We start from the raw sequence: 24,837 nt of genomic DNA on the forward strand, positions 1-24,837 counted from the left end.
GACACGACCCCGATGAGACACCCCCGATGGATCGCAGTGGGTGCAGCCGGAGCCCTCGCTCTCGGCGCACTCGCGGCCGCCGCGGCCCCCGCGACGGCAGCAACGACCGACACCCTGTCCGTTGACTTCGCCACCACGACCGGCGATTTCCGCGGCGGCGCTTCAGGCACCCTGTACGGCCTGGGCGACGAAGGGGCACCCACCCAGGCGTTGATCAACGGCGCCCACATCACGAACACCTCGCAGAAGGCGCCGTACGGCACACAGCACCCGAGCGGCGACGCGCTGAAGGTCGAGGCTGGCTTCTTCGCCAAGAACGGCACGCAGCTCGACATCTACGTTCAGGACTACTACCCCGACTGGGCGTACAACGGCGGCCGCCGCCCCGGCGACGACCGCACCTACAACCAGGCCGACGGAACGTACACGAACCAACCCAACGGCATCTGGGACTACCTCGAGGTCGTCGAGTTCGTCACCGAGGCGGTCGCGACGAAGTCGGAGCACCCCGACCAGTACGTCTTCATCCCCTTCAACGAGCCCGACGCGGGCAACTGGTACGCCGACTGGAACTTCTTCAACCAGCAGTTCCTGCCGGACTGGAAGGCCGCGGTCGACAAGATCCGCGAGGTCTACACGCGCCACGGGCTCACACCGGTCATCGGCGGCCCCGGTGACGCCTCCTGGCACGCCGACCGCACAGCCGTCTGGCTCGATTACGCCAAGCAGACCGGCACACTGCCGCAATACATGATCTGGCACGAGCTCGGCATCGACAATCTGGCCACCTACCGCTCGCACTACGACGAGTACCGCAAGCTGGAAGCCGACCGCGGCATCAGCCCGCGCGAGATCAACATCACCGAGTACGGCCTGCTGCGCGACATGGGCGTGCCGGGCCAGTTGATCCAGTGGTTCTCGATGTTCGAAGACACCAAGGTCGACGCGCAGACGGCCTACTGGAACTACGCGGGCAACTTCTCCGACAACTCCGCCCGCCCCAACGGCGCCAACGCCGGCTGGTGGATGTTCAAGTGGTACGGCGACCTGGCCGGCAGCAAGACCGTCAAGGTAACGCCCCCGAGCCTCAACGTCGCCGACACGCTGCAGGGCATCGGCGCCATCGACAGCGCGAACAAGAAGGCCACCGTCCTGTTCGGGGGCTCGAGCGCCGACACCGTCGCCCTCTCGTTGACCGGACTGGATGCCGACACGTTCGGTGACAGTGTCGACGTGGAGGTGCGTGAAGTGCCGCTCTCCGGGGCCGAGGGTTTGGCCGCGACGCCGCGCGTCGTCTCCACCCTGTCGGGCGTTGCCGTGAACGACGGCTCCCTGCAGGTCAGCGTTCCCACCTACGACCGATACGCCGGATATCAGCTCGTGGTGACCCCGAAGCGGGATGCCGTGCCCTCGACCGTGCAGCCCTGGTCGACCTCGATCGAAGCAGAGGACACCGCCATCACCGGCGCCCAGGTCTTCAACCAGTCGCCCACCGGCAACGGAGGATGGATGTTCCTCGCTTCGCACGGCCGTGACGTCGGGGCGTTCAACAACGCGTCCTCGAAGGCCGACTGGAGCGTCGAGGTGCCCCGTGACGGCATCTACCGCTTCCAGGTCATCGGGGCCACCCCCGGCGTCCCCGGGCGGCACGTGTTGTTCACCGACGGCGCGAACCCCACGACCGTTCAGTACACGGCCGATCTCGCCCTCAACGACACCAGCCGCTGGAAGTACCGCGGCAGCGCCGAGGTGGAGATCGCCCTGACCGCGGGAACGCATGTGCTGTCGCTTCGCGCAAGTGCCGACGGGTCGTCGGTGCTGCCGAACGCCGACATCACCCTCGACAAATTCCTGCTCACCGACGTCACCGACGGCGAGAAGATCGTCTACCCCGCGTCGGCGACCCGTCTCGCCGGCGGCGCACAGCTCGCCTACGACCGCGAGGGCGCCCGTGGCTCCGCCGTCATCCGGGGCGCCGGACGCGCTGACGTCTACGCGTCGGCCTTCGAGTCGGGCTACTACGACGTCGCGGTGGATTACTCCACGACGGCCGCGTCCGACGTGAACCTCACGCTCAACGGACGGAAGGTCGCCGCGGCATCCACCGCCGGTGCGGGCACCTGGTCGAGCGTCGTCCGCCTGCATCTGTCGGAGGGCATCAACGAGATCGAAGTGACGTCAGCGAACGGCCTGTCGCTCCGCTCGGTCTCGACGACGCGCACGCCGGACGCGGACGCGGCGGCGATCAAAGTCGAGGCCGAGTCCGGGGTGCTCGCGGGAGCGGCGAATATTCGGAGCCTGGATGTCTCGACGGGCTCCAACGTCTCGGATGGCCGACTCGTGGGCTTTCTGGGCAACGGCGTCGGGAACACCCTGACTATTCCCCGCGCCGCGGGCTTCCAGGCACCGGGTGACTACGACGTCGTCGTGAAGTACGCGAATGCCGAGGTCTCCGGCCGACACGACTACAACCCGCAGGTGGTCGATCGACCGCTCCACGTATCGGAGGCCGGCAACGGACAGGTAGGCGAGGGGTACTTCCGCTACACGTACTCGTGGGACAGCTTCTGGGAGCGCACGATCCCGGTGACTCTTTCCACCGCGGACGGCGCCCTGACTTTCGGCAGCAACGATCACTATGCACCGGACGTCGACTATGTCGTCATTGCGCCGACTCGCCTCGGAGACGTCGTCACGGCGGTTCGATGACGCCGGTGTGCTGGTCGCCGCCGGCGTCTCCACGGCCCATATAGCTGAAGACCACGGGCCGGGCCGCGCATCCGGAGGCACCGGGGCCGCGACAGGAACGGAACGGCGACAATCTGGCAGGGCGCTGGGCGGGGTCACCCCCACCCAGCGCCCTGCGCGGCCCTGCCAGCGCGTTCCCCAGTGACGTGGACGCCGATCGGCCGCGGGCCGCCTATCCGAGACCGCAATGGTGAACTGACTCGGACCGTGCGCGTCGCCCGCCGGCGCCCTACCCTCAGGCCGTCTTCGCGATCCTCACCCGGATGTCCTTCATCAACGGCTGATCGCTCTGACGGCTGTAGTCGTCGGGGCCGAGCAGCACGTTCAATTCGGGGAAGTACCCGGCGGCGCTGCCGCGCGGGGTGTCGTACTCCAGCGCGCGGAACGCGGTGACGCTGCGGACCGAGCCGTCGCGCGAGGTGGCGACGATGTCGACGAGGTCGCCCTCGCCGATGCCGCGCTCCTTCATGTCGCGCCGGTTCATGAACACCAGCTCGCGGATGTTGCGGACGCCGCGGTAGCGGTCGTCGGCCGAGTAGATCGTGGTGTTCCACTGGTCGTGCGAGCGCATGGTCTGCAGCACCAGCACGTCGGCCTCTTCGGGGATGACGTTGGGCAACTCGGCATCCGAGAACTCGGCCTTGCCGGACGGCGTCCGGAAGTCGCGCTCGCGGGCGGGCTGGGGGATGCGGAAGCCGTACTGCTGGCGCACGAGTTCGTTGAACCGCTCGAACCCGGGCAGTGCCTTCGCCATCGTGTCGCGGATGCGGTCGTAGTCGCCGACGTACCATTCCCACGGCGTCGCCGAGTCGGGCATGGTCGCCCGCGCGATGCGCGCGATGATCTCGGGCTCGCTGAGCAGGTGCGGTGACGCGGGCTTGCGGGAGCCGAGCGAGAGCATGACCGAACTCATGGCGTCCTCGGTCGAGATCGACTGGGGGCCGCTCTCCTGCTCGTCGCGCTCGGTGCGACCGAGGCACGGGAGGATCAGCGCTTTCTTGCCGTGGGTGAGATGGCTGCGATTGAGCTTGGTGCTCACGTGCGCCGTCAGCTCGACGCGGCTCATTCCCTCGGCGGTGAGCGCGGTGTCGGGAGCGGCGCGCACGAAGTTCCCACCCATGCCGAGGAAGACCTTCAGATCGCCGCGGTGCAGGGCCGCCACCGTGTGCACGGTGTCGAGACCGGGCTCGCGGGGCGAGGTGATGCCGCAGACCTCGTCGAGCTTAGCCAGCCATTCCTCGGTGGGTTTGTGGTTGATGCCGCACGTGCGGTTGCCTTGCACGTTGCTGTGTCCGCGCACGGGCGAGGGGCCGGTGCCCTTGCGTCCGATGTTGCCGCGCAGTAGCAGCAGGTTGACGATCTCGCGGACGGTGTCGACGCCGTGCTGGTGCTGGCTCACGCCCAGGCACCAGCTGATGACGCACGCCTTCGAGGCGAGGTAGACGGCGGCGGCCGCGCGGATCTCGGCCTCGGTGAGACCGGCCTGCTCGACCAGTTCGTCCCAGGTCGTGGCCTCGACGAGCGCGCGGTAAGTGTCGAGTCCGCTCGTGTACGTGTCGAGGAACGCCTGGTCGAGGGCGGTCGGGTCGGTTTCGGATGCTTCGAAGACGACCTTGGCCATGCCGCGGATCAGGGCGAGGTCGCCGCCCGGGCGTACCTGCAGGTTTATCGTGCTGGTCGGGGTCGAGTGGAAGGTCGCCATGTCGACGATCTCGTGCGGAACGATCGTGCGGGTGCCGGCGACCTCGCGCAGGGGGTTGACGTGCACGATCTGGGCGCCGCGGTCGATCGCTTCGGCGAGGCTCGTGAGCATGCGCGGCGCGTTGGAGGCGGCGTTCACGCCGAGGATGAAGAGGGCGTCGGCGCTCTCCCAGTCCTCGAGGTCGGCGGTGCCCTTGCCCGTGGCGAGGGATGCCGTGAGCCCGCGCCCCGAGCCCTCGTGGCACATGTTCGAGCAGTCGGGGAGGTTGTTCGTCCCGAGTTCGCGCGCGAACAGTTGGTAGAGGAAGGACGCCTCGTTGCTCAGGCGACCCGAGGTGTAGAACGCGGCCTGGTCGGGCGAATCCATCGCCGTGAGTTCCTGGGCGATCAGGCGGAACGCGTCGTTCCACGAGATCGGCACGTAGTGATCGGTCTCGGCGTCATAGACCATGGGTCCCACCAGACGACCGGCGTCCTCGAGTTCGAAGTCACTCCACTGCGACAGCTCGCTCACGGAGTGCTCGGCGAAGAACTCCTTGCCGACGCGCTTGTGCGTCATCTCCCACGTGACGTGCTTGATGCCGTTCTCGCAGATGTCGAGCGTGACGCCCTTGTCGTCGGGCCACGCGCACCCGGGGCAGTCGAAGCCGCTCTTGGGGTGGTTCATCGTGAACATCGCCTTGGTGCCGGCGACCGGCTGACGCTGCTCGAGCAGCACCTTGCCGACGGTCAGCGCGGCACCCCACCCGGCGGCGGGGTGCTCGTAGGGGCCCGTGCTCGACCATTCCCCGTCGACCTGCGGGCCGAGGCCTCCCTGGCGCGGTTCTTCGGTCATCAGCCCGAACGATTCACCCATGTTCACCCTCCGTGGATTCCGGCGCGGAGTCGGTGGCATCCACACACCGCTCGCCTGGCGTCAGCGTACGCTCGCCACCTTTTCGACGGAGGGGCTTGTGGATGCCGCGGGCTCGGGTACGCGGATGCGGTCGGCCCGCGTGTACAGGTTCATGCTGTTGCCGCGCACGAAGGCGGCGAGGGTGAGCCCGGCGCGCTCCGCGAGCTCGATGGCGAGCGACGACGGCGCCGAAACGGCGGAAAGCATCGGGATGCCGGCCATGACGGCCTTCTGCACGAGCTCGAAACTGACGCGGCCCGAGACCTGCAGCACCGTGTCGCGGAGGGGGAGTCGGTCGTTCAGCAGGGCCCAGCCCACGACCTTGTCGACGGCGTTGTGCCGCCCGACGTCTTCACGGGCGACGAGCATCTCGCCGGTCGCGGCGTCGAACAGGGCGGCGCCGTGCAGGCCGCCGGTCTTGTCGAAGGTCTTCTGCTGTTCGCGGAGGCGATCGGGGAACGCCGCGACTTGGTGGGCCGACACCGAGAGGGGGTCGGTGGAGACGTCGTACGTCGACACCTTCTCGACCGCCTCGATCGAGGCCGTGCCGCAGACCCCGCACGAGCTCGTCGTATAGAACGAGCGCGCGATGTCGGGGGAGGGGAGAGCCACGCCCGGGGCCAGGGTGAGGTCGAGCACGTTGTAGGTGTTGCCATCGGCGCCGCCCGTACCCGGCCCGCCGCAGTGGATCGCGCGGGCGAAGTCCTCGCCCCGGCTGATCACGCCCTCGGAGACGAGGAAACCCGCCGCGAGCTCGACGTCGTGACCGGGCGTGCGCATCGTGACGGCCAACGGCGCGCCTGCGACGCGGATCTCGAGCGGTTCCTCGACCGCGACGGCATCCGGCCGCTGTCGGTTCGCGCCGTCGAGAGTGATGCGCGTCACTCGACGCGAGGCGGTGAGGCGGCCCATGTCAGGGCCGTGCCGAGGAGCAGAAGGGGGTCATGGGTCGAGCGTACGCCGGGCCTCCGACGTCGCGGGCGGGTCATCGAGGCGCGATGTCGACCGAGTTCTGCGGACGGGGGACGCCGGGCCGACCACGTCGCTGGGGCGCGTTCCCGCCGCAGAATCCTGCGGGAAACGGCCATCCGCATTCATGCGAATACAGATTCTCCGAACTTTTTCAAGTCCGGCGTGACGATTCCTGTACCCGGTACGTCTTAGTCGTGTAGGCCGAAGCGCCCACCCCGGACACCCGGGTCCAGACATTCGAAAGGCACGGACATGGCTGAGAACGCCCCCACCACCCCCGCTGCGCAGAACGTCCCCCAGTCGGCGTCCCGCGTGAACCGCCCCCTCAACGGCCGCGGCCAGGACACCCCCGTGGACGGCAAGACGTCGATCGCCGAGGGCGTCGTCGCGAAGGTCGCCGGCATCGCCACCCGTGAGGTCGCGGGCGTGTACGCCCTGGGCGGCGGCGGAGCCCGCGCGCTCGGCGCCATCCGTGACGCGATCAACGCCACCGACCTGACGCAGGGCGTCAAGGTCGAGGTGGGCGAGACGCAGGCCGCCGCCGACATCACGATCGTCGTCGAGTACGGCGCCCCGATCCAGGAGGTCGCCGACCAGGTCCGTACCCGCGTCGCCGGTGCCATCACCCGCCTCGTCGGCCTCGAGGTCGTCGAAGTCAACGTCGACGTGAACGACGTCCACATCCCGGGCGACGACAACAACGACGACGACAGCAACGAAAAGCGCGTCCAGTGAGCGCCTCCACCAAGGGCGCTCTCGCCGGCCTCGTGCTGGCCCTCAGCGCTCTGATCTTCGGCTTCTGGGGCTTCATCCTCGTCGCTCTCTTCATGGCGATCGGCGTGGTCGTCGCTCGCATCACGGCGGGTGAACTCGACTTCGGCAACATCGTCAATGCCTTCAAGGGGCGGAGCACATCGTGACCACCGTCACCGCTTCGCCCGGGGTCGGCAACCGCACCACGGTTGCCGACCCCGGCCTCCCCGGCGGTCGGGTGACCATCTCCGACCGCGTGCTGCAGAAGACGGCCGAACGGGCCGCCGCGGACATCGTCGGCGTGGATGCCAAGAACGTCCGCGTCGAGATCGTCTCGGCCCGCGACACCGCCGCGGTCCGCGTGACCACGCCGTTCCCCGTCCCCCGCCTCGACGACACCGAGGCCGTCCACGCTGCGACCCCCGTACTGGAGGCCGCGCGCGCCGCGCAGAGCGAGCTGCGCTCTCGTCTGGCCCACCTGTTCGGACGCGAGATCTCGCGAGTCGACCTCACCATCTCGGGCGCCTCCGCCCCCCAGCGAAAGCGAGTGCTGTGATGACGGACACCGTGCTCCGTACCGTCGTGCGACGCGAGACCCACTCGCCGCGCACCACGGCCATGCTCGTCGTCGTCGTGCTGCTGATCCTCGCCCTGGCGTACGCCGCGGTCGAGATCATCCTCGACCTCTCCGGCGCCCAGCCCCTGCTGATCGCTCCGGGTGAAGCGCTCAACGCCGTCGTGGCGGCCCCCACCGCGCTCATGCCGGTCGCCTTCGTCATCGGCGGGGTCGTGCTGGCGATCCTCGGCCTCGTCGTGCTCGTCCTGGCTCTCAAGCCCGGGCGTCTCTCGCGCCACGAGATGCAGTGGGGGGAGCGTGCCGTCGTCGTCGACAACGGCGTCGTGGCATCCGCCCTCGCTCAGCACCTGAGCAACGAGTCGGGCATTGCGCGCGATGACATCGTCGTCGGTGTCGCCCACCGCGACGTCGACGTGACGGTGCGGCCCCCGGTCGGCATCCCCGTCGATGAAGCGCAGCTGCGCCGAATCGTCGAGGAGGAAGTCACCTCGTACAAGCTTTCGCCCGCCGTGCGCACGCACGTGCGCGTGCAGCGTCCCGACACCAAGGAGTCCTGATGAACGCGACGCGACGCGGTCTGAACCGCTTCCTCCTCTTCCTGGTCGCCGTGGCGCTGCTCGGGCTGGGCGGTCTTGCCCTGGCCGTGGGGCTCCTTCCGGGCGGCACCGCCACGTGGACCTCCGTCATGGGCGGCTTCCAGGGCTGGCTCGAGTCGTTGGGCCGCGAGTCCGCCGGCTGGGGCGCTGTCGCCGCGATCGTGGTGCTGGCGATCATCCTCATCCTGATCGCCGCGGCCGCCGTGCGCGGTCGTCGTCAGGCTCCCCTGCAGTCCACCGGCAGCGCGAGCGACGAGGGGCGCATCACGGTCACCGACGGGTTCGCCTCCGAGGCGCTGAAGAACGCGCTGGGCGAGCGTGACGAGATCCTCTCGTCTCGCATCACCGCCGGTGAGGTCGGAAAGCAGTCCGTGCTGCACGTGGCGGTCACCCCGCGTCAGAACACCTCGCCCCGTGAGGTCGCCGAGCACATCGACACGCTGGTGACGAACCTTGCCGCGCTCACGGGCCAGAATCTGCGCGCCTACATCTCCATCCACTCGGGTCTGCGCGCGAAACTCGCGCGCGACAACACCCGTGTTCACTGACACCCACGAGGAGACGTGATGTCCATCACCGATGCGACCATCGACCCGCCCGACCTCGACGCGGCGGCGACGCTCGCGGCGACCGCCGCCGGTTCCGTTCCGGGCGTCCACGCTCTCGGTAGCTTGATCGGGCGAGCGTCGGACGCCGTCCGTGAACGCGTCGGTCTGGCGAGCACCGCACCCGGCGTCAAGATCGACACTGACCGTGCCGACTCGGTCACCGCGACCATCTCGCTGGTCGTCGACTACCCGCACAAGCTGCACGACGTCGCGGACGCGGTGCGCGCCGCCGTGACGTCGGCGCTCGAGCCCCTCGGCCGCGGCACGATCGAGGTCGACGTCGTCGTGACCGGCGTCTTCGGGCCCTTCGATCGCGACGTGGTCGCCGATGCCGAGCAGAAGGCGGATGCCGTCGCCGCCCGCGCGTCGGACGTGGCCGACGAGGTCAAAACCAGGGCGAAGGATGTCGCGGATCGCACGTCGACCGCCGTCGATGATGCGCGCGAGAGGTCGAAGGACCTCGCGGCCAGTGCCTCGGAGACCGTCGATGCCGCCGTCGCAAAGACGAAGGACGTCGCCGCCGGGGCCGCGGCCGCCGTGGACGAGACCATCCGCCAAGCGCGTGAGCGTGTGTCCTCGGCCGACGCGGAGTCGGACGTCGCGGCCGCGGATCGCCTGACCGACGGCCTCGAGCCCGAGCGTCCGCACGCCTCTGTCGACGAGGCGGGCGACGATCGCGCCGACGTGAGTGACGTCGTCGCCGAGGCGCTCGAGGACGCGGCGATCGACATCGCGATCGCCGCTGACGAGGTGCGCGCCGACGACAAGACCCCGGCGGTCGACGACGTGCAGTCGGTTGTGGAGGGCGAGCGTCCTGGGCGCTGACGATACGCAAAACGAAGGGCGACCCGGTTTCGGCCGAGTCGCCCTTCGCGCATCAATCGCCAGCCTCTAGAACGACCATTGCTGGTTCGTTGCACCGGTGCAGGTGTCGATCACCTGCTGGGTCCCCGGACTCGACGACCCGTTCGGATCGGTCAGGCAGAGGCCCGAGCTCGGGTTGTAGACCGTCTTGTCGTCACGCAGGACCCACCACTGGTAGCCCAGATCGTTGCAGGGCCAGAGTTGCACCACGCTGCCGGGACTGTTGCCCTTCACGTCGAGGCACTTCCCGTTCGAGCGGAACGTGCCGTCGGACCAGGAGCTCCATGTCTGATTCGCCGACGAGTCGCAGGCCTGGAGCTCGACGGGCGTGTAGTCGGCACTGGATCCGCCTCGGAGCCCCAAGCACAGGGCCAGCGAACCCGGGCCCCCGAACGTGACCGAACCCAGCTGTGTCGCTGTCGTCGACGCCTGTTTGCTCACGGCTCCCGACACCCACGACTGCACCGCGTACGTCACCGAGTAGGTGAGGGTACCCGAGGGAGCGCAGCGCGCGATCTTGTTCGCTGTCGCGCCATTGGCGCACGTGAGCTTGTTCGCACCGTCGTCGATCGTGATGTTCGTCGCGGTACGGACCGGTGATGTGTAAGACGTGGTCGATGTGTTGCCGTTTCCGATGGTGGAGACACCGTTCACGAGGTTGGCTCCCCATCCCCACAGCGCGCCGCTCGACGTCACGCCGTACGTCTGAGAGCCGCCGTCGACGACGTCTGCGAAGTTCGGGATGTCGCTTCCCGACGCGAGGACGGCGGAGCTGCTGGAGGTCGTGCTTCCGTTGCCGAGCTGCCCGGATGCGTTCAGGCCGGCGCTGGATAGGGTGCCGTCGGCGGCCACCGCGCTGACATGCGATCCGCCGACCGACACCTTGATGAACTCCTGCGAGCCCAATCCCTTGAAGGAGACCGGCGTGGACACCGCATCGCTCGTCGAGCCGTTGCCGAGCTGCCCGTTGCTGTTTCTTCCCCAGCCCACTACCGAGTTGTTGTTGAGCAGAGCCACGACGGTCGTCCCGTTGGACGCCAGTTGTGTCGCGTACAGGCCCGTGCGGAAGGTGACTTGCACGAAGTCGTCGGACGAGGAGTTCGAGGAGCCGGTCCCGAGCTGGCCGTAGTTGTTCGACCCGCGGCACCAGACCGTGCCGTCGGATGCCAGGACGCAGTTCCCCTTGGTGATCTGGACGATCTTGCGGCCGCCGGGCAAGGCTGCTGCGGTCTGAAGGCCGGTGCTGCCGGAGTAGCTGTAGACGATGCCGTCGGAGGCGAGGAGGAGGCTCTGGCATCGTTGGGCCGCCACCGCGACGATGGTCTTACCGCCCGGCACGGGAATCTGCGTCGGGGTGTTCGTCGCCGAATCGCAGTTCGTCGCCACGCCGGATCCCCACGCCCACACGGTGTTGTCCGACGCGACGGCGACGGCGCTCGTATCGCCGATGGACAGGTCGACGACCGTGTGGCTCGCGGCGATGTTGATGAGGGTCGGGGTAGAGGCGGAAGAACCCCCCGTTCCCAGCTGCCCGGTACCCGGATCCTTGCCCCAGGTGTAGACCCGGCCCTGCGAGATCGCGCCGGAGACGGAGGTGCCTGCCGAGACCGTAGAGCGTCCTCGAGTGACGGAGGCGCGCGGAAAAGAATCGCTCGCCGAGGTTGCGGAGCCGGTGTACACCGTTGTCGGTTGTCCGCCGTCGATCGTCCGCGTGACGGTGAAGGTCGGCTCTTGCGTGATCGCGTTCGCGGTCGCCCAGGTCTGCCCCAGGACGCCGTCCCAACTGATGTTGGCTCCGTCGAGCCGAGTGGTGGCGCGGACCGAGGCGACCGGTTGGATCGAGGCCGCAGAGAAGCTGTTGTCCGTCAGCGACTTCGCGGATGTGAACCATGCCTGCGTGTGCTGACCCGCCCCGATCGTCGACGTCGCGATCGCGACGATGGCGAGCGCGAGGAGCACGCTTCTCCTCGCGCGGGCAAGTGGGCTGGCGGTACGCGTCAGTGATCTGTCGTTCGACATGTGGTCTCCGGGACTATGCGGAGCTGAATCTCGCACGGCGGATGGAATGGGGAATTCAGCACTCAAACCCGTATTTAACCATAAAACGGAACATAAAGGGTTGAAAGTGATGCAGCCGGCAGCCGTCTGAGCACACAGAAGGGCGTCCGGCCAAGACCGGATGCCCTTCTGGTCAGCCGGCTGGACTACCGCGCCGTGGCGTTGTCGTAGGCGCGCTGCGCGGCCTGCTGGGCGTCCGTCAGGGCCTGCTCGGTCGTCTTGTCACCGAGGAGCACCGCCGTGATGGCATTGTTCAGTTCGTTCTGGATGTCCTGCCCCGCGGGCGACGAACCGAACGACTTCCCGGTCTCGACCACGTCGTAGTACGTCGAGATGACCTGGTCGAAACCGGCGTCGCCGGTCGGCACGACGAACTGGTCGCGGATCATCGTGTCGGCCTCGGGTGAGCCGGTGAACAGGCCGGTGTTCAGACCGCCCTTGCTCTCGATGGTGGAGGCGCGGGCCGCGCCCGCGGCCATCCACGCGTCCGTCGAGGTGAGATCGGTCATCCACGCGCACGCCGCGGCGGGGTTCTTCGCCCCGGCCGGGATCACGAACGCGGTTCCCGAGGCGAGCGAGAACGGCTGGCCCTCGGCATCCCGGAACGGAACCGCCTGGAGCGAGAGCTTGTCGCGGTACGCGCCGAGCACATTGGGGTACCACTGATTCGCGACCTGCGCGCCGACCTGGTTCTGTACGAACTGGTTGGCGTCGCCGAAGGTGTCGAACGAGTCGGTGAAGCTCTTGACCGCGGCGTATCCGCCCTGCGCGTCGGTGATCCGCTTGAGCGCGTCGATACCCGCCGCGTTCGCGGGGTCGTCGAGCGTCGGCTTTCCTTCGGCGTCGGTGAGCTGTCCGCCCATGCCGAGCACCCACAGACCGCCCTGTCCGGTGGCGACCGGGTCGAGGCCCAGACGCGTCGGGTTCGCGCCCGACGCCTGGTAGATCTTGCCGATGGCCGCGATGAGGCCGTCCATGTTCGACGTGTCGAACTCCTCCGGCGTCACGCCCGCTTCGTTCAACACGTTCATGTTCAGCAGGATCGCGGGCGGCTGGTAGAACTGCGACACCGCGTAGACGGCTTCCTGATACGTCACGTCGTCGACGACGTTCTGGTACCACCGCTCCGTGGGATCCACGCCCTTCGCTGCGAAGCACGCATCGAGCGGCACGAGCAGCCCCTGGGCGGCGTATGTCGTGACGTAGCGGCGGTCCATCTGCACGACGTCGGGCACGTCACCGCTCGCGATGCGGGTGGTGAACTTCTGCGCATCGAAGGCCGTGGCATCCAGGGTCACGTCCACACCGTCCAGCTGACCCGCCGCGTAATCGAGACGGGACTGGCCCACGTCGTCGGCGTTCTCGAAACCCCACGCGGCGAGGGTGCCGCTCGGGGTGGCACCGAAATCGACGTCGGCGGCCGGATCGTCGCCGCCTCCGCTGCACGAGGTGAGAAGGGCGAGGGATGCCACGCCGGCGACGACGCCGACGAGAGAGCGCTTGCGCATGAGAGGTCCTTTCGGGACAGGGGGATGGTCAGCCTTTTCGGCCCTGGGTGGCGACGCCCTCGACGAAGTAGCGCTGGCCGAACGCGAAGATGAGGAGCATCGGAAGGGTGACCAGCAGGGAGGCGACCATCACGTACTGGTAGTCGCCCTGTCCGCCCGCGCTGGGGCTGTACTTCGTCATTGCGTAGGCGATGCCGAGGGGCGCGGTGAACTCGTCGACGCTGCCGGCGTTGAGGTAGATGAGCGCCGCCTGCAGGTTGTTCCAGCTCGCCTGGAATTCGAAGAGGAAGACGATGATGAACGAGGGGATCGACAGGGGCATGGCGATCCGCCAGAACAGGCCCCAGGCGCTGCACCCGTCGAGGCGCGCGGCCTCGAACAGCTCCCGCGGAACGCCGAGGAAGAACTGCCGCTGCAAGAAGATGTAGAAGGCGCTGCCGAACAGGTTCATGCCCCAGAGCGGTACCCACGTGCCGAGCAGCCCCGTCTCCTTCCAGATCAGGTAGATCGGGATCATCGTCACGGCGCCGGGCAGCATCATCGTCGCGAGCACGAGGCCGAACAGCAAGCCGCGACCGGGGAAGCGGAAATACGCGAAGCCGAAGGCGACGATCGAGCTCATCACCGCGACGGTCGTGGCCGCCAGCAGGGCGATCGCGACGCTGTTGAACATCCAGTTCAGCAGCGGGAGCTGGTTCCACACGTCGGCGTAGTTGCCGGGTTGGAAGGTCTTCGGGATGAGCGCGTTGTCGAACACCTCCCCGCGCGGTTTGAGACTCGCCGCGAGCAGCCACGCGAAGGGATAGAGGAACAGCAGCGCGAAGAGCACCAGCACGGCGGCGAGGATGACGCGGCCGGCGAGGGTCTTCGGCTGCTTCAGCGCGCGCCGCCACCCTCTGCGCGGCGGGGCGACCAGTTCGGGACGCGCCTGCGCGACCCCGGGAGTCTGCAGGGTGTCGGCCATCAGCGATCCCCCTCGTAGTAGACGAAGCGGTTGCCGAGCCGCACCTGCACGAGGGTGATGAGCAGGATGATCACGAACAGCAGCCACGCCATGGCCGCGGCGAACCCGAAGTTGAACTGCCGGAACGCCTGCTGGAACAGGTAGATCGCATAGAAGAGGGATGCCTCGGGTGAGGCGTTGCTCTGATCGCGCCAGAACAGCAGGTAGGCCTGATCGAACACCTGGAAGGCCGCGATCGTCAGCACGATGACGTTGAAGAACATCGCGCCCGAGATCATCGGGAGCGTGATCGAGAAGAAGCGGCGGACGGGCCCCGCGCCGTCGATCTGCGCGACCTCGTAGAGGTCGACCGGCACGTTCTTGATCGCCGCGAGGAAGATCACCATCGTGCCGCTGACGGTCCAGAGGGCCATGATGACGATGCTCGGCTTCACCCATGCGGGATCGACGAGCCATTGCGGCCCCTGGATGCCGATGGCCCCGAGCGCCTGGTTGATCGCCCCCGAGTTGCCGTTGAGCAGCAGGAAGAACACCGCCGCGGTCGCCACGGCGGGTGTCATCTTCGGGAGGTAGTAGAGCGTGCGGAAGATCCCGGCGCCCCGGCCCACGCGACTCAGGAGCAGCGCGAGCACGAGCGCGAAGGCGATCTCGAGCGGAACGGCCATCACGGCGTAGAAGAGCGTGTTGCCGAGCGAGACGGCGACCCGGGGGTCTTCGAAGAGCTGCGCGTAGTTGGCGGTGCCGACCGGTCGCGCGGCGCCCGTGGCGAGGTTGTAGCTCGAGAACGAGATGACGAGGCTGTAGATCATCGCGCCGGCCGTGAAGATCACGAACCCGAGGATCCACGGCGAGATGAACAGATAGCCCGCGATGGCCTCGCGACGGTTGTACTTGATCCTCTGGCGCGACGGGCGACCGTGCTTCCGGGGAACGGCGGGGGTCTCGACGTCGAGGTCAGAGGAGGGGGAGAAGGTCACCGGGAGGACCGGACGGGGATGGCGTGCGCACTGCTCATGGGGGTCTCCTCTCGCGGGCGCCCTCGACATCGAGAAGCGCTTCGCCAGAGTCGAGAAGTGCTCCGGAGAAGTCCAGGGCATTGCCAACCGCGTTGCGAAGTGCCATGAGCGGACACCGTCGAGCGATTCGCCGCATTGTCGCGCGCGTTCGATCGGACGCGTCGTGACCTCGATCGGGGAATCGGGCCCGATCAGCCGGGACGGTCGACCGTGGTTCGTTCAGCCCGGGAGGCCGGGGCGCCGGGCCCGAAGGCGGCGGGCGAGCGCTGCGATCGGTCGCGCGAGGACGACGATCAGCAGGCTCCACAGACCTACCTCGGGCACGGCAACCGAGAGCGCCAGAGCGATGACCATGAGGCCGACCGCTATCCACTGGAGATGCAACGTGAAGGCGTCCGGCGCGTCCGCAGGATCCACCGCCCCGGAGCGGACGAGGAGGTGTCCCTCCAGACGCGCCAGGATCATCGTCACGAGAATCGAGCCGACGTAGACGAGGCGGGCGAGCGTATCAGCGCTGCCGGTCGCCACCTCGATCGCCGTCGTCAGCGGAATCACGCACACGCCGGCGAGCCAGAACATATTGACGTTCACGAGAGCCCTCGACCACGATCTCGCTCGCGCGAAATGCTCGTGATGGTCGCGCCAGAAGAGGGAGATCGTGATGAAGCTGATGCACGCCGCCGACAGCGCCGTGGAGTTCTCGGTGAAGAAGTCGACCGCGCTCCTGCCGGGCAGATCTCTCGCCGCATCGACCAGGGGCAGCACGACGAGGGTGATGGCGATCGCGCACACCGCATCGCTGAAGAACGTGAGCCGGTCGACGCCCCGCTGGGCGGCGTCAGCGGCCCGGTCCGACGCCTGATGCAACTCGCTCATCACAGCTCACAGTAGACCCGGCCGGTTTCCCTGACGACCCCTGCGGGGCACGCGCCTCTCGGAGGACTCCGCGGCGACCCTCGAGCGGTTCAGCGCGGGTCGAGCGCGCGCAGGTAACGCTTCGTCATCCATGCCTGGACCGCGCGACCCAGCGGTGCGCCGACGCGCGTGAACCAGCGTCCGGGTGCCGAGAAGGCGACGATGTCGAAGACGACATCCCCGGACGGGGTGAGCGTCACGGTGAAGCGTTCTTCGCCGCGCTCCGGATGCCCCGGCAGCGTCCCGTAGGCGAAACCGGCGACGGTGTCGGTGCGGTCGGCCCAGACGACGAGGCAGGGGATGCGAAAGCTCAGGATGCCGATGCCCAACCGCATCGTGACGCGTGTGCCCTCCCGCATCGGTGTATCGGACGCCTCGACCCGGGCACCCGCCCGCCTCTGCGCTTCGCCGGCCAGCAGCGCATCGGCCGCCGTCGCGAAGACCCCCGGGCCGCGCCCGATGACCCGCCGGGCGCGCACGTGGTGATATCCATGGGGCATCCGACCGGCGGTCGCGCCGACCTCTTCGTAGGTCAGCTCGTGCATACGGCGATGCTAACCGGCGGCGGTCAGCGGGGTGACGGCTTGCGGCGGATCCCGACGATCATGTCCCTGTGTTCGGGATGGAGGTAGAGAGCTGATCGCCCCTCGAAATGACACGACGGATGAATGGCCGTCGTGAAGCGGACATCGACCTCGGGTCGCTCTTGGAGAATTCTGTGCACTGCTCGCACGACGTACGCCTCCACCACGTTTTCTGTGCTCCTCCACACGGGCCGACGAGGGAAACCACGAATCTCTGGCGTCGAGGATACCCATGCGCGTGAATGCACAGAAGGATCCTCGGATGGAATGCGTTTCGCCCGCCGCGCGGGCGGCCGAGGACGTCTCGACGGCGATGCGAGGATGGCGGCATGATCGAGTTCCGCGACGCGCGCCCGGCCGACATCGACGCGATGGTGGAGGTGCAGAACGCGATCCATCGCGCAGGACTGCGAGCGTCGGCGTCCGACGCCGCTCTCGTCGAGGAGCGCTACTTCGACGCCGCGCACTCGATCGCCTGCACCGTTGCCGACCGTGACGGGGTGGTGGTCGGCTTCCAATCCCTGAAGCGTGCGTGGCTCGGCAACCCCTACGGCGTCGAAGAGGGCTGGGGCATCATCGGCACGCACATCCACCCCGAGGTCGGACGCAGCGGAATCGGCCGCAGCCTCTTCGCGAGGACCCGCGCCGCCGCCGAAGCGGCGGGTCTCCGCCACATCGACGCAACCATCGGTGCCGACAGCGCTCCCGCACTGGCCTATTACGCCGCGATGGGTTTCGTGCCCTATCGCGACGGCGAGGACGCGATCCCGCACCGCTTCGACCTCTGACCGGCGCTTACGCTGAGGTCATGCCCCTCATCCCCCGCGGATCGACCGCGTGATCGACGTCGCCGAGCACCTCGCCGCGGTCCTGGGGCAGGTGGTTCCGCTCGCCGCCGAAGCGCGGGCGGTGGCCGCGGCCCGTGGGCGAGTGCTGCGGCGTCCCGTTTTCGCCGCCGTCGACGTTCCGGGCTTCGACAGCTCCGCGATGGACGGGTTCGCCGTGCGTGACCTCAGCGCGCCCGCCACCCTGCGCGTGGTCGCCGATCTGCCCGCGGGCACAGACCTCGATCCGCGGATGGATGCCGGCGAAGCCGCGCGCATCATGACGGGTGCGCCCGTGCCGACCGACGCCACGGCGATCGTTCCGTTCGAGGACACCGAGAGCGGACTCGCCGGCGGGCTCGAGGCGGTCACGGTGCTCGCCGCGCCGCGCGGGCCCGGAGCCCATATCCGCCGGCGGGGCTCGGATGTCCGTGAGGGTGAGCTCGTCGTCCCGGAGGGTGCCCGACTGACCGCCTCTCGGCTCGGTGCGATCGCGGCGGCGGGGGTGGGGACGGTATCGGTGTCGCGCCCGCCGCGGATCGCAGTCGTGTCGACGGGATCCGAACTGCAGCCCGCGGGGCATCCGCTTCGTCGCGGTCAGATCCCCGAATCGAACAGCGTGCTGCTGGCCGGTCTGGCCGAAGAGGCCGGCGCCGAGATCGTCCTGCGCACAAGCGTCGGCGACGAGGGCGACGGGCCGCGTCAGGCCATCACGGATGCCGAAGCGGCGGAAGCCGACATCGTGGTGTTCTCGGGAGGGGTGAGCGCGGGCGCCTACGAGGTCGTCAAGAACACCCTGGGTGACCTCATGCGCTTCGACCGCGTGCGCATGCAGCCGGGTAAGCCGCAGGGCTTCGGCATTACTCCCGCGGGCACGCTGCTGTTCGGACTGCCCGGAAACCCGGTGAGCGCCGCGGTGTCGTTCGAGCTGTTCGTGCGCCCGGCGCTGCGGGCCCTCGAGGGGGACGCCGACCTGGGTCGCGAAACGCTGCGCGTCGCGCTCGCCGAGGGACGGCGGGCCCGGCCGGACCGCGTGCAGTACGTCCCGGTGCGCCTCGATCGCTCCGACCCCGCCCGCTGGACGGCGGTACCGACCGCGCACGGGACCCGCGGACTCGGTGAGGCGGACGGTCTCGCCGTCATCCCGCCGAGCGAGCGCGACGTCGCGGCCGGGGAGCTCGTCTCGGTCACGCGATGGTGAGCGTCGACGCGATCCTGCTGGCCGGGGGGAGGGCCTCCCGACTGGGCGGGGCGACGAAGCCGCTCCTGCGGGTGAGAGGGCGCACGTTGCTGCGCACGGGGGTGGACGCGGTGCGAGCGGTCGGTGCCCGACGTGTCGTCGTCGTCGCGCCGGTGCTCGACGAGACGCTCGAGGTGACCTGGGCGAGAGAAGATCCGCCCTTCGGCGGGCCGGTCGCCGCGATCGTCGCCGCCCTCGTCCACGTGGATGCCGACGAGGTCTTCGTCCTCGCCTGCGATCTTCCGACGGCCGGTCCGGCGATGGCGCTTCTCGCTGACCCGGTACCCGAAGGCGCGGACGGGGCGTGCCTCGACGACGGTCGACGCCAGTGGCTCATCGGCCGGTACCGGACCGCGGCGCTTCGCGCTGCGGCATCCGGTGTCCCCGAGGGCGGCCGCGACGCGTCGGTGCGGGCGTTGCTGGGCGGGCTGAGGGTCGAGCCGGTGGCGGCCGACCCCGCGCTGACCCGCGACATCGATACCTGGGAAGACCTGCGAGAAGCGGCGCCGGAAGGTCCGCCGCGGACCTGACGACGGAGCGTCAGCGCATTTCGCGTGCGAAGGCGACGTCGATGAGGGTCGACGCGGCGGCGCGCGCGGACGCGGCGGCATCGGGTGTCCCGGCGATCGCGGCGGTGGTCTGGGCGCCCTCCGCGAGGATGGCGAGCTGGGGAGCGAGGAAGGCCGGGGCTCCCGCCGCCGCGACCAGCTCCGCGACATATCGCTGGAAATCGGCCTTGTGCGCGCGCACGGCGCGGGCGACGCCGGGGTTGGCGGCTCCCAGTTCACCGAAGGCATTGATGAAACCGCAGCCTCGGAAGTCCGCCTCGTCGAACCAGTGCGCGAGGTAGTCGTAGACCGCCAGCAGTCGTCCGCGGGGGTCGTCGATGCGCTCGACGGCTTCGGATACCCCGTCGGTCCACATGGCGTGACGCTTGTCGAGCACCGCGACGATGAGGTCGTCTTTGGCGGGGAATTCTTTGTAGAGCGCCCGGAGTGAGACACCGGCGGCATCGCGCACGGCATCCATCCCCACCTGACCGATGCCGCGGCTGTAGAACAGGGCGTCGGCGGCGTCGACGATGCGGTCGCGGGTCTCGGTCATGACTCGAGTCTACTTGACGTGAGAACGATCGTTCTCTATGGTCGAGCTAGCGAGCGAGAACGACCGTTCTCGCCGACTCGCCCTCCAGGCCATCGTCACGAAGGAGCCCCGATCATGTCCGGAAACCCGCACGGAATCGCCCTCGAACCCGCCGCGCAGCAGTTCGTGGATGCCACCAGCGAACCGCCCTTCCTCTACCAGCTGCCCCCGGCCGACGGGCGTGCGGCGGTCGACGGCGTCCAGGATGACCCCATCTTCAAGCCCGAGATCGACGAGGAGTGGATCGAGGTGCCGGGTGGTCCGAGCGGCTCGGTGAAGGTCCGCATCGTCCGCCCGAAGGGCGCGACCGGAGTGCTGCCCGTCGTGGTCTACATCCACGGCGCGGGATGGGTCTTCGGCGACGCGCACACGCACGACCGTCTCGTGCGCGACCTCGCGGTGGGCACCCGGGCCGCGGTCGTCTTCCCCGAGTACGACCGTTCGCCCGAGGTGCGCTACCCGCACGCGATCGAGCAGGTGTGGGCGACCGCCCAGTGGATCGTCGCCGAAGGGGAGTCGAAGGGCCTCGACGCGGCGCGCATCGCCGTCGCGGGCGACTCGGTGGGAGGCAACATGTCGGCCGCCCTGACCCTGCTCGCCAAGGAGCGCGGCGGCGTCGACCTCGCCGCGCAGGTGCTGTTCTACCCGGTGACCGACGCGGCCTTCGACACCGAGTCGTACCACCGCTTCGCGGAGGGCTACTTCCTCTCTCGCGACGGCATGAAGTGGTTCTGGGACCAGTACACGACCAGCGAAGACGACCGCGCCCAGATCACCGCTTCGCCGTTGCGCGCCACGCTCGATCAGCTCGCGGGACTCCCGCAGGCGCTCGTCATCACCGCTGAGGCCGACGTTCTGCGCGACGAGGGCGAGGCTTACGCCGCGAAGCTCCGTCAGGCGGGCGTGCCCACCACCGCCGTCCGCTACCAGGGCATCGTGCACGACTTCGTCATGGTGAACGCGCTCCACGACACGTATGCGGCGCAGGCGGCGGTCGCTCAGGCCGTCGCCTTCCTCTCGAAGGTGCTCGCGGCGTAACGCCGGCCGGCCCGGGCTGTGCTGTGGAGCGTGGCCCGGGCCCCGACCGGTCGTCATCACCCCCGGCAGCAGGCCGTCGGCCACCCGCTGGTGCACTGCCGGGGACGAGAAACGCGCACCACGGCGCCCCTGCCGGGCTACTCGAGTACCACCGTCCACGACACCGCGCGCGGCCACAGGGCGTGGCGCGGGAGCACGTCGGGACCGCACGCCCGCGAGCCGAGACCGTGCTGGGCGGCGTCGAGGTACAACCAGAGCCCCCTCGACGGCGGCAGTTCGTGCGCGTGCGCGACGCCGGTGCGCTCCTGGGCGGTGTGGCGGTCGAGCTGGAACCCGGGCAGGCTGGTCGAGCCCGACGCGACCGCGCGCAGGCGCAGGGGACCGAGATCGAGCGCGCGCAGGCCGGGGCGGTGCCCGGTCTCCTGCGGGCGGCCGTACGCGACGCCGAGCTCGTCGACGGCGGCCTCGAAGCGGCCGACGTACGCGGCCTCGGCGCTATCGCTGTACGACTCCGCCGGTCCCGTGCCGAACCAGCGCACCCGCTCGTCAGCAAGGGCGCCCGGCAGGCCGATGCGTGCGCCGACGCGCGGCCAGGTGCAGTCCCACGGGCCGAACGGGCGGATGTCGGTGTGCAGCCGCAGCCCGTCGCCGTCGAGGCGCCACGCGAACGTCGTCTCGATGCCTTGCGCGCTGTGCGCGGCCATCGACCGCACGCGCTGCACGAGACCCTGATCAGTGCGCTCGACCGACAACACGCGATGCTGCAGACGGTCGAGGCCGCGTTCGAGCCACCGCACCGACGACGCCGGGGTGCTCTCATCGCCGCGACCGTCGGTGAGCGCCGGGTCGGCGGTCTCGTACGAGCCCTGACCGTCGAGCTGGTCGTTCTCGGTGGGGGCGCGCCACAGTTCGGGCAGCGGCCCCGACACCTCCAGGTCGCGCCAGCGCACGAGGCCGCCGCGGCGGTCGAAGACCGCGTCGCCGAGCGCGTCGCCGCGCCAGCCGCCGTTCGACGCCTGTGCCAGGCGCAGGGGAGCGGCATGCATTCGCGCCTGCGCGCGCGAGACGCTGTGCCCCGCCGGGGCCCATGCGCGTTCCTCGCGCAGCGCGACCTCGAGGGTCATCCAGCGCTCTGTCGTGGCATCCGGAATCTCGGGCGCTTCGATGATGCTCTCGGCGCCGGGGGCCAGCGTCGGCAGGTCGAGGGCGCCCGAGGCGACCGGGATGCCGTCGTCCTCGACGCGCCACCGCAGCTCGAGGTGGCCGGTGCCGAGCGTGTGCTGCCGGTTCCGTACGCGCCAGGAGCGCTCGCCGAGGTGCTCGAGCGTGACGGGGGCCCACACCGCGGCCAGCTCGCCGAGGCCGGGAGAGGGCGTGCCGTCGGAGAGCACGAGACCGTCCATCAGGTAGACGCCGTCGTGCACGGGCTCGCCGAAGTCGCCGCCGTAGGCGAAGAACTCCGTGCCGTCGGCGGTGCGCGTGCGGATGCCGTGGTCGCGCCACTCCCACACGAACCCGCCGTGCAGCCGCGGGTACAGCTCCACGAGCGACTCGTAGTCGGCGAGCGAACCGGGGCCGTTGCCCATCGCGTGCGCGAACTCGCACAGCACGAAGGGCTTCGCCCGCTGGCGGGCGCCCTCGGCGGGGCCGATCTCATGCACGGGCATGGTCTGCTCTCCGCAGACCGAGGCAATCTCCTCCAGAGTCGGATACATGCGCGAGTACACGTCGGTGTAGGCCCCGCCGTAGTCGCCCTCGTAGTGGATGGGGCGCGAGTCGTCGCGCTCGCGGATCCACCCGGCCATCTCGGCGAGGTTGCGCCCGGTGCCCGACTCGTTGCCGAGCGACCACATCACGACGCTCGCGTGGTTCTTATCGCGTTCGACGGTGCGGCGCACGCGGTCGAGGCACGCCGCGCGCCAGGCGGGGTCGTCGGCGGGGTTGCCCGTCCACTCGACGTCCCAGAAGCCGTGCGTCTCGAGGTCGCACTCCAGGACGACCCAGAAGCCCAGCTCGTCCGCGAGTTCCAGCACCCGCGGGTGCGGCGGCTGATGCGCGGTGCGGATCGCGGTGATGTTGTGCTGCCGCATGAGCGCGAGCTCACCGCGCACGTAGTCCTCGTCGAACACGCGCCCGCGATCGGGGTCGGTCTCATGACGGTTCACGCCGCGGAAGATCAGCGGGCGACCGTCGGCGAGCAGCCGGTCGCCGACGATCTCGACGCGGCGGAAGCCGACGCGCAGGCGCACCGTCTCGGCATCCGTTGACACCTCGACGTCGTACAGGCGGGGAGTCTCGGCCGTCCACGCGTCGACCGCGGGGATCGGGAGGGGGGCCACCGCGCCCTCCGAGGCCCACGTCTCATCGACGCCGAGCTCGGGCACCCGCACGCTCACGGGCCAGCCGCCGCGGGGGCGCACGTCGAGGATGCCGGCGCCGGTCGCGGGGTCGCGGTCACCGCGCACGAAGACGTCGTCGAGGCCGTTCGCGGGCCGGCCCTGGAGCGAGACGCTGCGAAAGATACCGGGGAGCCACCACTGGTCCTGGTCTTCGAGGTAGCTGGCGGCCGACCACTGGTGCACGCGGACGGCGAGGACGTTCTCGCCCTCGACCAGGTGGTCGGTCACGTCGAACTCGGTCATGAGACGGCTTCCGGTGAACCAGCCGATCTCGGTGCCGTTCAGCCACACCGTCGCGAGCGATTCGACGCCCTCGAAGCGCAGCAGCGTGCGGCCGCCGGGGCAGAACGACGGATGCCACTCGAAAGTGCGGCGGTGATCGCCCGTGGGGTTCGCGTCGGGCACGTGCGGAGGATCTAGGGGGAACGGGTACCGGATGTTCGTGTACGTCGGGTGCCCGTGGCCGTGCAGCCCCCAGTGCGAGGGCACGGGGATGCGTTCCCACGCCGCGACGTCGGCGTCGACCGCCGCGAACGGGGGCGGTCCGTCGAGGTCGTCGCCGGGGTCCGCGTCGTGCAGAAGAAAGGCCCAGTCGCCGTCGAGGCTCTGGACCGGTGCATCGGATCGCAGCCAGGCGCGCGGGGGCAGGCGAGTGTCGGATCCGGGGGTGGGATCGCCGAGGTGGGTCATCGGTCCTCTCGGAGGGCGTCGTGATCGGCCACGACGGTGACGTCGGGATGCCGTTGCAGGAAGGAGGCGGGATTGTCGGCGGTGACGGGGCAGGTGAGGGCGGCGCGAAGGGCCGCGGCTTTCGCGGAGCCCGCGGCCACGAGCACGATCCGCCGGGCCGAGAGGATCGTCGCGACCCCCTGGGTGAGAGCGTGCGTCGGCACCTGGGTCAGATCGTCGTCGAAGTGCTCGGCGTTGGCCCGGCGCGTGCTCTCGTCGAGCGCCACGACGCGCGTGCGGGTCTCGGCATCCGAACCCGGCTCGTTGAAGCCGATGTGACCGTTGCGGCCGATACCGACGATCTGCACGTCGACCCCGCCGGCGTCGGCGATCAAGCGCTCGTAGGCCGCGCCGTCGGTGTCGGTCGAGCCGTGAGGTACGCGCACGTTCTCGACCGGGATGCCGAGCGGCTCGGCGATCACGGAACGCACGTACGCCGCGTACGAGCGGGGGTCGTCGGTTCGCAGCCCCACGTACTCGTCGAGGGCGAACAGGCGCAGCCCCTCGGTGCGGAGGCCCTCGGCTCGGCGGCGGATCAATGCCGCGTAGAGCGCGAGCGGCGAGGAGCCCGTGGCGACCCCCAGCACGCCGTCGGGGGCGACGCTCGCGACGACGTCGGCGGCGACCTCGCCGATCTCGTCGGTCGCGCAGGCGATGACGCGAGTGGTCGAGGAGACGGGGACCAGGGTGGGCGGAAGGGTCACG

The 24,837-nt window shown here is 69.4% G+C and carries 22 protein-coding genes; 11 read left to right on the plus strand and 11 right to left on the minus strand.

All coding sequences use genetic code 11. The annotated features are described in order from the left end of the window. Positions 1-12: 12 nt before the first annotated feature. On the plus strand, positions 13-2,709 hold the full coding sequence (locus J2X55_RS02930) for a hypothetical protein (RefSeq protein WP_309821767.1): 2,697 nt from the start codon (positions 13-15) through the stop codon (positions 2,707-2,709). A gap of 274 nt (positions 2,710-2,983) precedes the next feature. Here J2X55_RS02930 and J2X55_RS02935 read toward each other — a convergent pair whose 3' ends face one another. Next, a complete protein-coding gene (locus J2X55_RS02935; RefSeq protein ID WP_309821768.1) occupies positions 2,984-5,305 on the minus strand; it encodes an FdhF/YdeP family oxidoreductase in 2,322 nt (773 codons plus the stop codon). Between the two features lie 60 nt (positions 5,306-5,365). Next, entirely contained in the window at positions 5,366-6,256 is an 891-nt protein-coding gene (gene fdhD, locus J2X55_RS02940) for a formate dehydrogenase accessory sulfurtransferase FdhD (RefSeq protein ID WP_115916296.1), read from the minus strand. A gap of 312 nt (positions 6,257-6,568) precedes the next feature. On the opposite strand from fdhD, the gene J2X55_RS02945 reads away from it, so the two are divergent. Genes J2X55_RS02945 through J2X55_RS02970 form a run of 6 tightly spaced genes read left to right on the plus strand, consistent with a single transcriptional unit; the run spans position 6,569 to position 9,675 of the window. Then, positions 6,569-7,051, plus strand: coding sequence for an Asp23/Gls24 family envelope stress response protein (locus J2X55_RS02945; protein WP_115916294.1), 483 nt, complete (start codon positions 6,569-6,571; stop codon positions 7,049-7,051). Continuing rightward, a complete protein-coding gene (locus J2X55_RS02950; protein WP_103207258.1) occupies positions 7,048-7,236 on the plus strand; it encodes a DUF2273 domain-containing protein in 189 nt (62 codons plus the stop codon). The genes J2X55_RS02945 and J2X55_RS02950 overlap by 4 nt, the downstream gene beginning before the upstream one ends. Next, positions 7,233-7,625: a hypothetical protein gene (locus tag J2X55_RS02955; protein WP_115916292.1), complete on the plus strand. Its 393-nt coding sequence runs from the start codon at positions 7,233-7,235 to the stop codon at positions 7,623-7,625. Before J2X55_RS02950 ends, J2X55_RS02955 begins: the two co-directional genes overlap by 4 nt. After that, positions 7,625-8,203, plus strand: coding sequence for a DUF6286 domain-containing protein (locus tag J2X55_RS02960; RefSeq protein ID WP_115916290.1), 579 nt, complete (start codon positions 7,625-7,627; stop codon positions 8,201-8,203). The genes J2X55_RS02955 and J2X55_RS02960 overlap by 1 nt, the downstream gene beginning before the upstream one ends. Continuing rightward, entirely contained in the window at positions 8,203-8,790 is a 588-nt protein-coding gene (locus tag J2X55_RS02965; protein WP_115916288.1) for a hypothetical protein, read from the plus strand. Before J2X55_RS02960 ends, J2X55_RS02965 begins: the two co-directional genes overlap by 1 nt. Before the next feature lie 18 nt (positions 8,791-8,808). After that, a complete protein-coding gene (locus J2X55_RS02970) occupies positions 8,809-9,675 on the plus strand; it encodes an Asp23/Gls24 family envelope stress response protein (protein ID WP_309821769.1) in 867 nt (288 codons plus the stop codon). 66 nt (positions 9,676-9,741) lie between these two features. Here the strand turns inward: J2X55_RS02970 and J2X55_RS02975 are convergent, their stop codons facing one another. From J2X55_RS02975 to J2X55_RS03000, 6 genes are all read right to left on the minus strand, one after another. Continuing rightward, complete coding sequence (locus tag J2X55_RS02975) at positions 9,742-11,673, minus strand: ricin-type beta-trefoil lectin domain protein (RefSeq protein WP_181906384.1); 1,932 nt, start codon at positions 11,671-11,673, stop codon at positions 9,742-9,744. Positions 11,674-11,918: 245 nt separating this feature from the next. Then, positions 11,919-13,280 carry an extracellular solute-binding protein gene (locus J2X55_RS02980; RefSeq protein WP_115916282.1) on the minus strand — a complete coding sequence of 454 codons (1,362 nt, stop codon included), beginning with the start codon at positions 13,278-13,280 and terminating at the stop codon, positions 11,919-11,921. Between the two features lie 28 nt (positions 13,281-13,308). Continuing rightward, complete coding sequence (locus J2X55_RS02985) at positions 13,309-14,244, minus strand: carbohydrate ABC transporter permease (RefSeq protein WP_115916280.1); 936 nt, start codon at positions 14,242-14,244, stop codon at positions 13,309-13,311. Beyond that, complete coding sequence (locus J2X55_RS02990) at positions 14,244-15,140, minus strand: sugar ABC transporter permease (RefSeq protein WP_309823003.1); 897 nt, start codon at positions 15,138-15,140, stop codon at positions 14,244-14,246. The genes J2X55_RS02985 and J2X55_RS02990 overlap by 1 nt, the downstream gene beginning before the upstream one ends. 339 nt (positions 15,141-15,479) lie before the next feature. Beyond that, complete coding sequence (locus J2X55_RS02995) at positions 15,480-16,136, minus strand: TMEM175 family protein (protein ID WP_115916278.1); 657 nt, start codon at positions 16,134-16,136, stop codon at positions 15,480-15,482. A gap of 89 nt (positions 16,137-16,225) precedes the next feature. Beyond that, positions 16,226-16,720, minus strand: a complete 495-nt coding sequence (locus J2X55_RS03000) for a DUF1990 family protein (protein ID WP_115916276.1) — start codon at positions 16,718-16,720, stop codon at positions 16,226-16,228. Positions 16,721-17,088: 368 nt separating this feature from the next. Here J2X55_RS03000 and J2X55_RS03005 point away from each other — a divergent pair, with 368 nt between their 5' ends. Genes J2X55_RS03005 through J2X55_RS03015 form a run of 3 tightly spaced genes read left to right on the plus strand, consistent with a single transcriptional unit; the run spans position 17,089 to position 19,353 of the window. Further along, positions 17,089-17,547, plus strand: a complete 459-nt coding sequence (locus J2X55_RS03005) for a GNAT family N-acetyltransferase (protein WP_181906383.1) — start codon at positions 17,089-17,091, stop codon at positions 17,545-17,547. 49 nt (positions 17,548-17,596) lie between these two features. Further along, positions 17,597-18,784: a gephyrin-like molybdotransferase Glp gene (gene glp / locus J2X55_RS03010; protein ID WP_309821770.1), complete on the plus strand. Its 1,188-nt coding sequence runs from the start codon at positions 17,597-17,599 to the stop codon at positions 18,782-18,784. Then, positions 18,778-19,353 (plus strand): NTP transferase domain-containing protein, encoded by a 576-nt coding sequence (locus tag J2X55_RS03015; RefSeq protein WP_115916272.1) that lies wholly within the window; start codon positions 18,778-18,780, stop codon positions 19,351-19,353. The genes glp and J2X55_RS03015 overlap by 7 nt, the downstream gene beginning before the upstream one ends. 10 nt (positions 19,354-19,363) lie before the next feature. Here J2X55_RS03015 and J2X55_RS03020 read toward each other — a convergent pair whose 3' ends face one another. After that, complete coding sequence (locus J2X55_RS03020; protein WP_115916270.1) at positions 19,364-19,927, minus strand: TetR/AcrR family transcriptional regulator; 564 nt, start codon at positions 19,925-19,927, stop codon at positions 19,364-19,366. Positions 19,928-20,041: 114 nt separating this feature from the next. On the opposite strand from J2X55_RS03020, the gene J2X55_RS03025 reads away from it, so the two are divergent. Next, entirely contained in the window at positions 20,042-21,004 is a 963-nt protein-coding gene (locus J2X55_RS03025) for an alpha/beta hydrolase (RefSeq protein ID WP_115916268.1), read from the plus strand. 137 nt (positions 21,005-21,141) lie between these two features. Here J2X55_RS03025 and J2X55_RS03030 read toward each other — a convergent pair whose 3' ends face one another. Then, positions 21,142-24,093 carry a glycoside hydrolase family 2 TIM barrel-domain containing protein gene (locus J2X55_RS03030; RefSeq protein ID WP_115916266.1) on the minus strand — a complete coding sequence of 984 codons (2,952 nt, stop codon included), beginning with the start codon at positions 24,091-24,093 and terminating at the stop codon, positions 21,142-21,144. Then, positions 24,090-24,836, minus strand: a complete 747-nt coding sequence (locus J2X55_RS03035; protein WP_309821771.1) for a glucosamine-6-phosphate deaminase — start codon at positions 24,834-24,836, stop codon at positions 24,090-24,092. Before J2X55_RS03035 ends, J2X55_RS03030 begins: the two co-directional genes overlap by 4 nt. Position 24,837: the final 1 nt, after the last annotated feature.

It is taken from the genome of Microbacterium sp. 1154, from assembly GCF_031455375.1.
Classification (GTDB): domain Bacteria; phylum Actinomycetota; class Actinomycetes; order Actinomycetales; family Microbacteriaceae; genus Microbacterium.

Coding starts and splice junctions, on each gene's coding strand:
- J2X55_RS02930 (WP_309821767.1), top strand. CDS start 13: ATGAGACACCCCCGATGGATCGCAGTGGGTGCAGCCGGAGCCCTCGCT.
- J2X55_RS02935 (WP_309821768.1), bottom strand. CDS start 5,305: ATGGGTGAATCGTTCGGGCTGATGACCGAAGAACCGCGCCAGGGAGGC.
- fdhD (WP_115916296.1), bottom strand. CDS start 6,256: ATGGGCCGCCTCACCGCCTCGCGTCGAGTGACGCGCATCACTCTCGAC.
- J2X55_RS02945 (WP_115916294.1), top strand. CDS start 6,569: ATGGCTGAGAACGCCCCCACCACCCCCGCTGCGCAGAACGTCCCCCAG.
- J2X55_RS02960 (WP_115916290.1), top strand. CDS start 7,625: ATGACGGACACCGTGCTCCGTACCGTCGTGCGACGCGAGACCCACTCG.
- J2X55_RS02965 (WP_115916288.1), top strand. CDS start 8,203: ATGAACGCGACGCGACGCGGTCTGAACCGCTTCCTCCTCTTCCTGGTC.
- J2X55_RS02970 (WP_309821769.1), top strand. CDS start 8,809: ATGTCCATCACCGATGCGACCATCGACCCGCCCGACCTCGACGCGGCG.
- J2X55_RS02980 (WP_115916282.1), bottom strand. CDS start 13,280: ATGCGCAAGCGCTCTCTCGTCGGCGTCGTCGCCGGCGTGGCATCCCTC.
- J2X55_RS02985 (WP_115916280.1), bottom strand. CDS start 14,244: ATGGCCGACACCCTGCAGACTCCCGGGGTCGCGCAGGCGCGTCCCGAA.
- J2X55_RS02995 (WP_115916278.1), bottom strand. CDS start 16,136: ATGAGCGAGTTGCATCAGGCGTCGGACCGGGCCGCTGACGCCGCCCAG.
- J2X55_RS03000 (WP_115916276.1), bottom strand. CDS start 16,720: ATGCACGAGCTGACCTACGAAGAGGTCGGCGCGACCGCCGGTCGGATG.
- J2X55_RS03005 (WP_181906383.1), top strand. CDS start 17,089: ATGATCGAGTTCCGCGACGCGCGCCCGGCCGACATCGACGCGATGGTG.
- J2X55_RS03015 (WP_115916272.1), top strand. CDS start 18,778: ATGGTGAGCGTCGACGCGATCCTGCTGGCCGGGGGGAGGGCCTCCCGA.
- J2X55_RS03020 (WP_115916270.1), bottom strand. CDS start 19,927: ATGACCGAGACCCGCGACCGCATCGTCGACGCCGCCGACGCCCTGTTC.
- J2X55_RS03025 (WP_115916268.1), top strand. CDS start 20,042: ATGTCCGGAAACCCGCACGGAATCGCCCTCGAACCCGCCGCGCAGCAG.
- J2X55_RS03030 (WP_115916266.1), bottom strand. CDS start 24,093: ATGACCCACCTCGGCGATCCCACCCCCGGATCCGACACTCGCCTGCCC.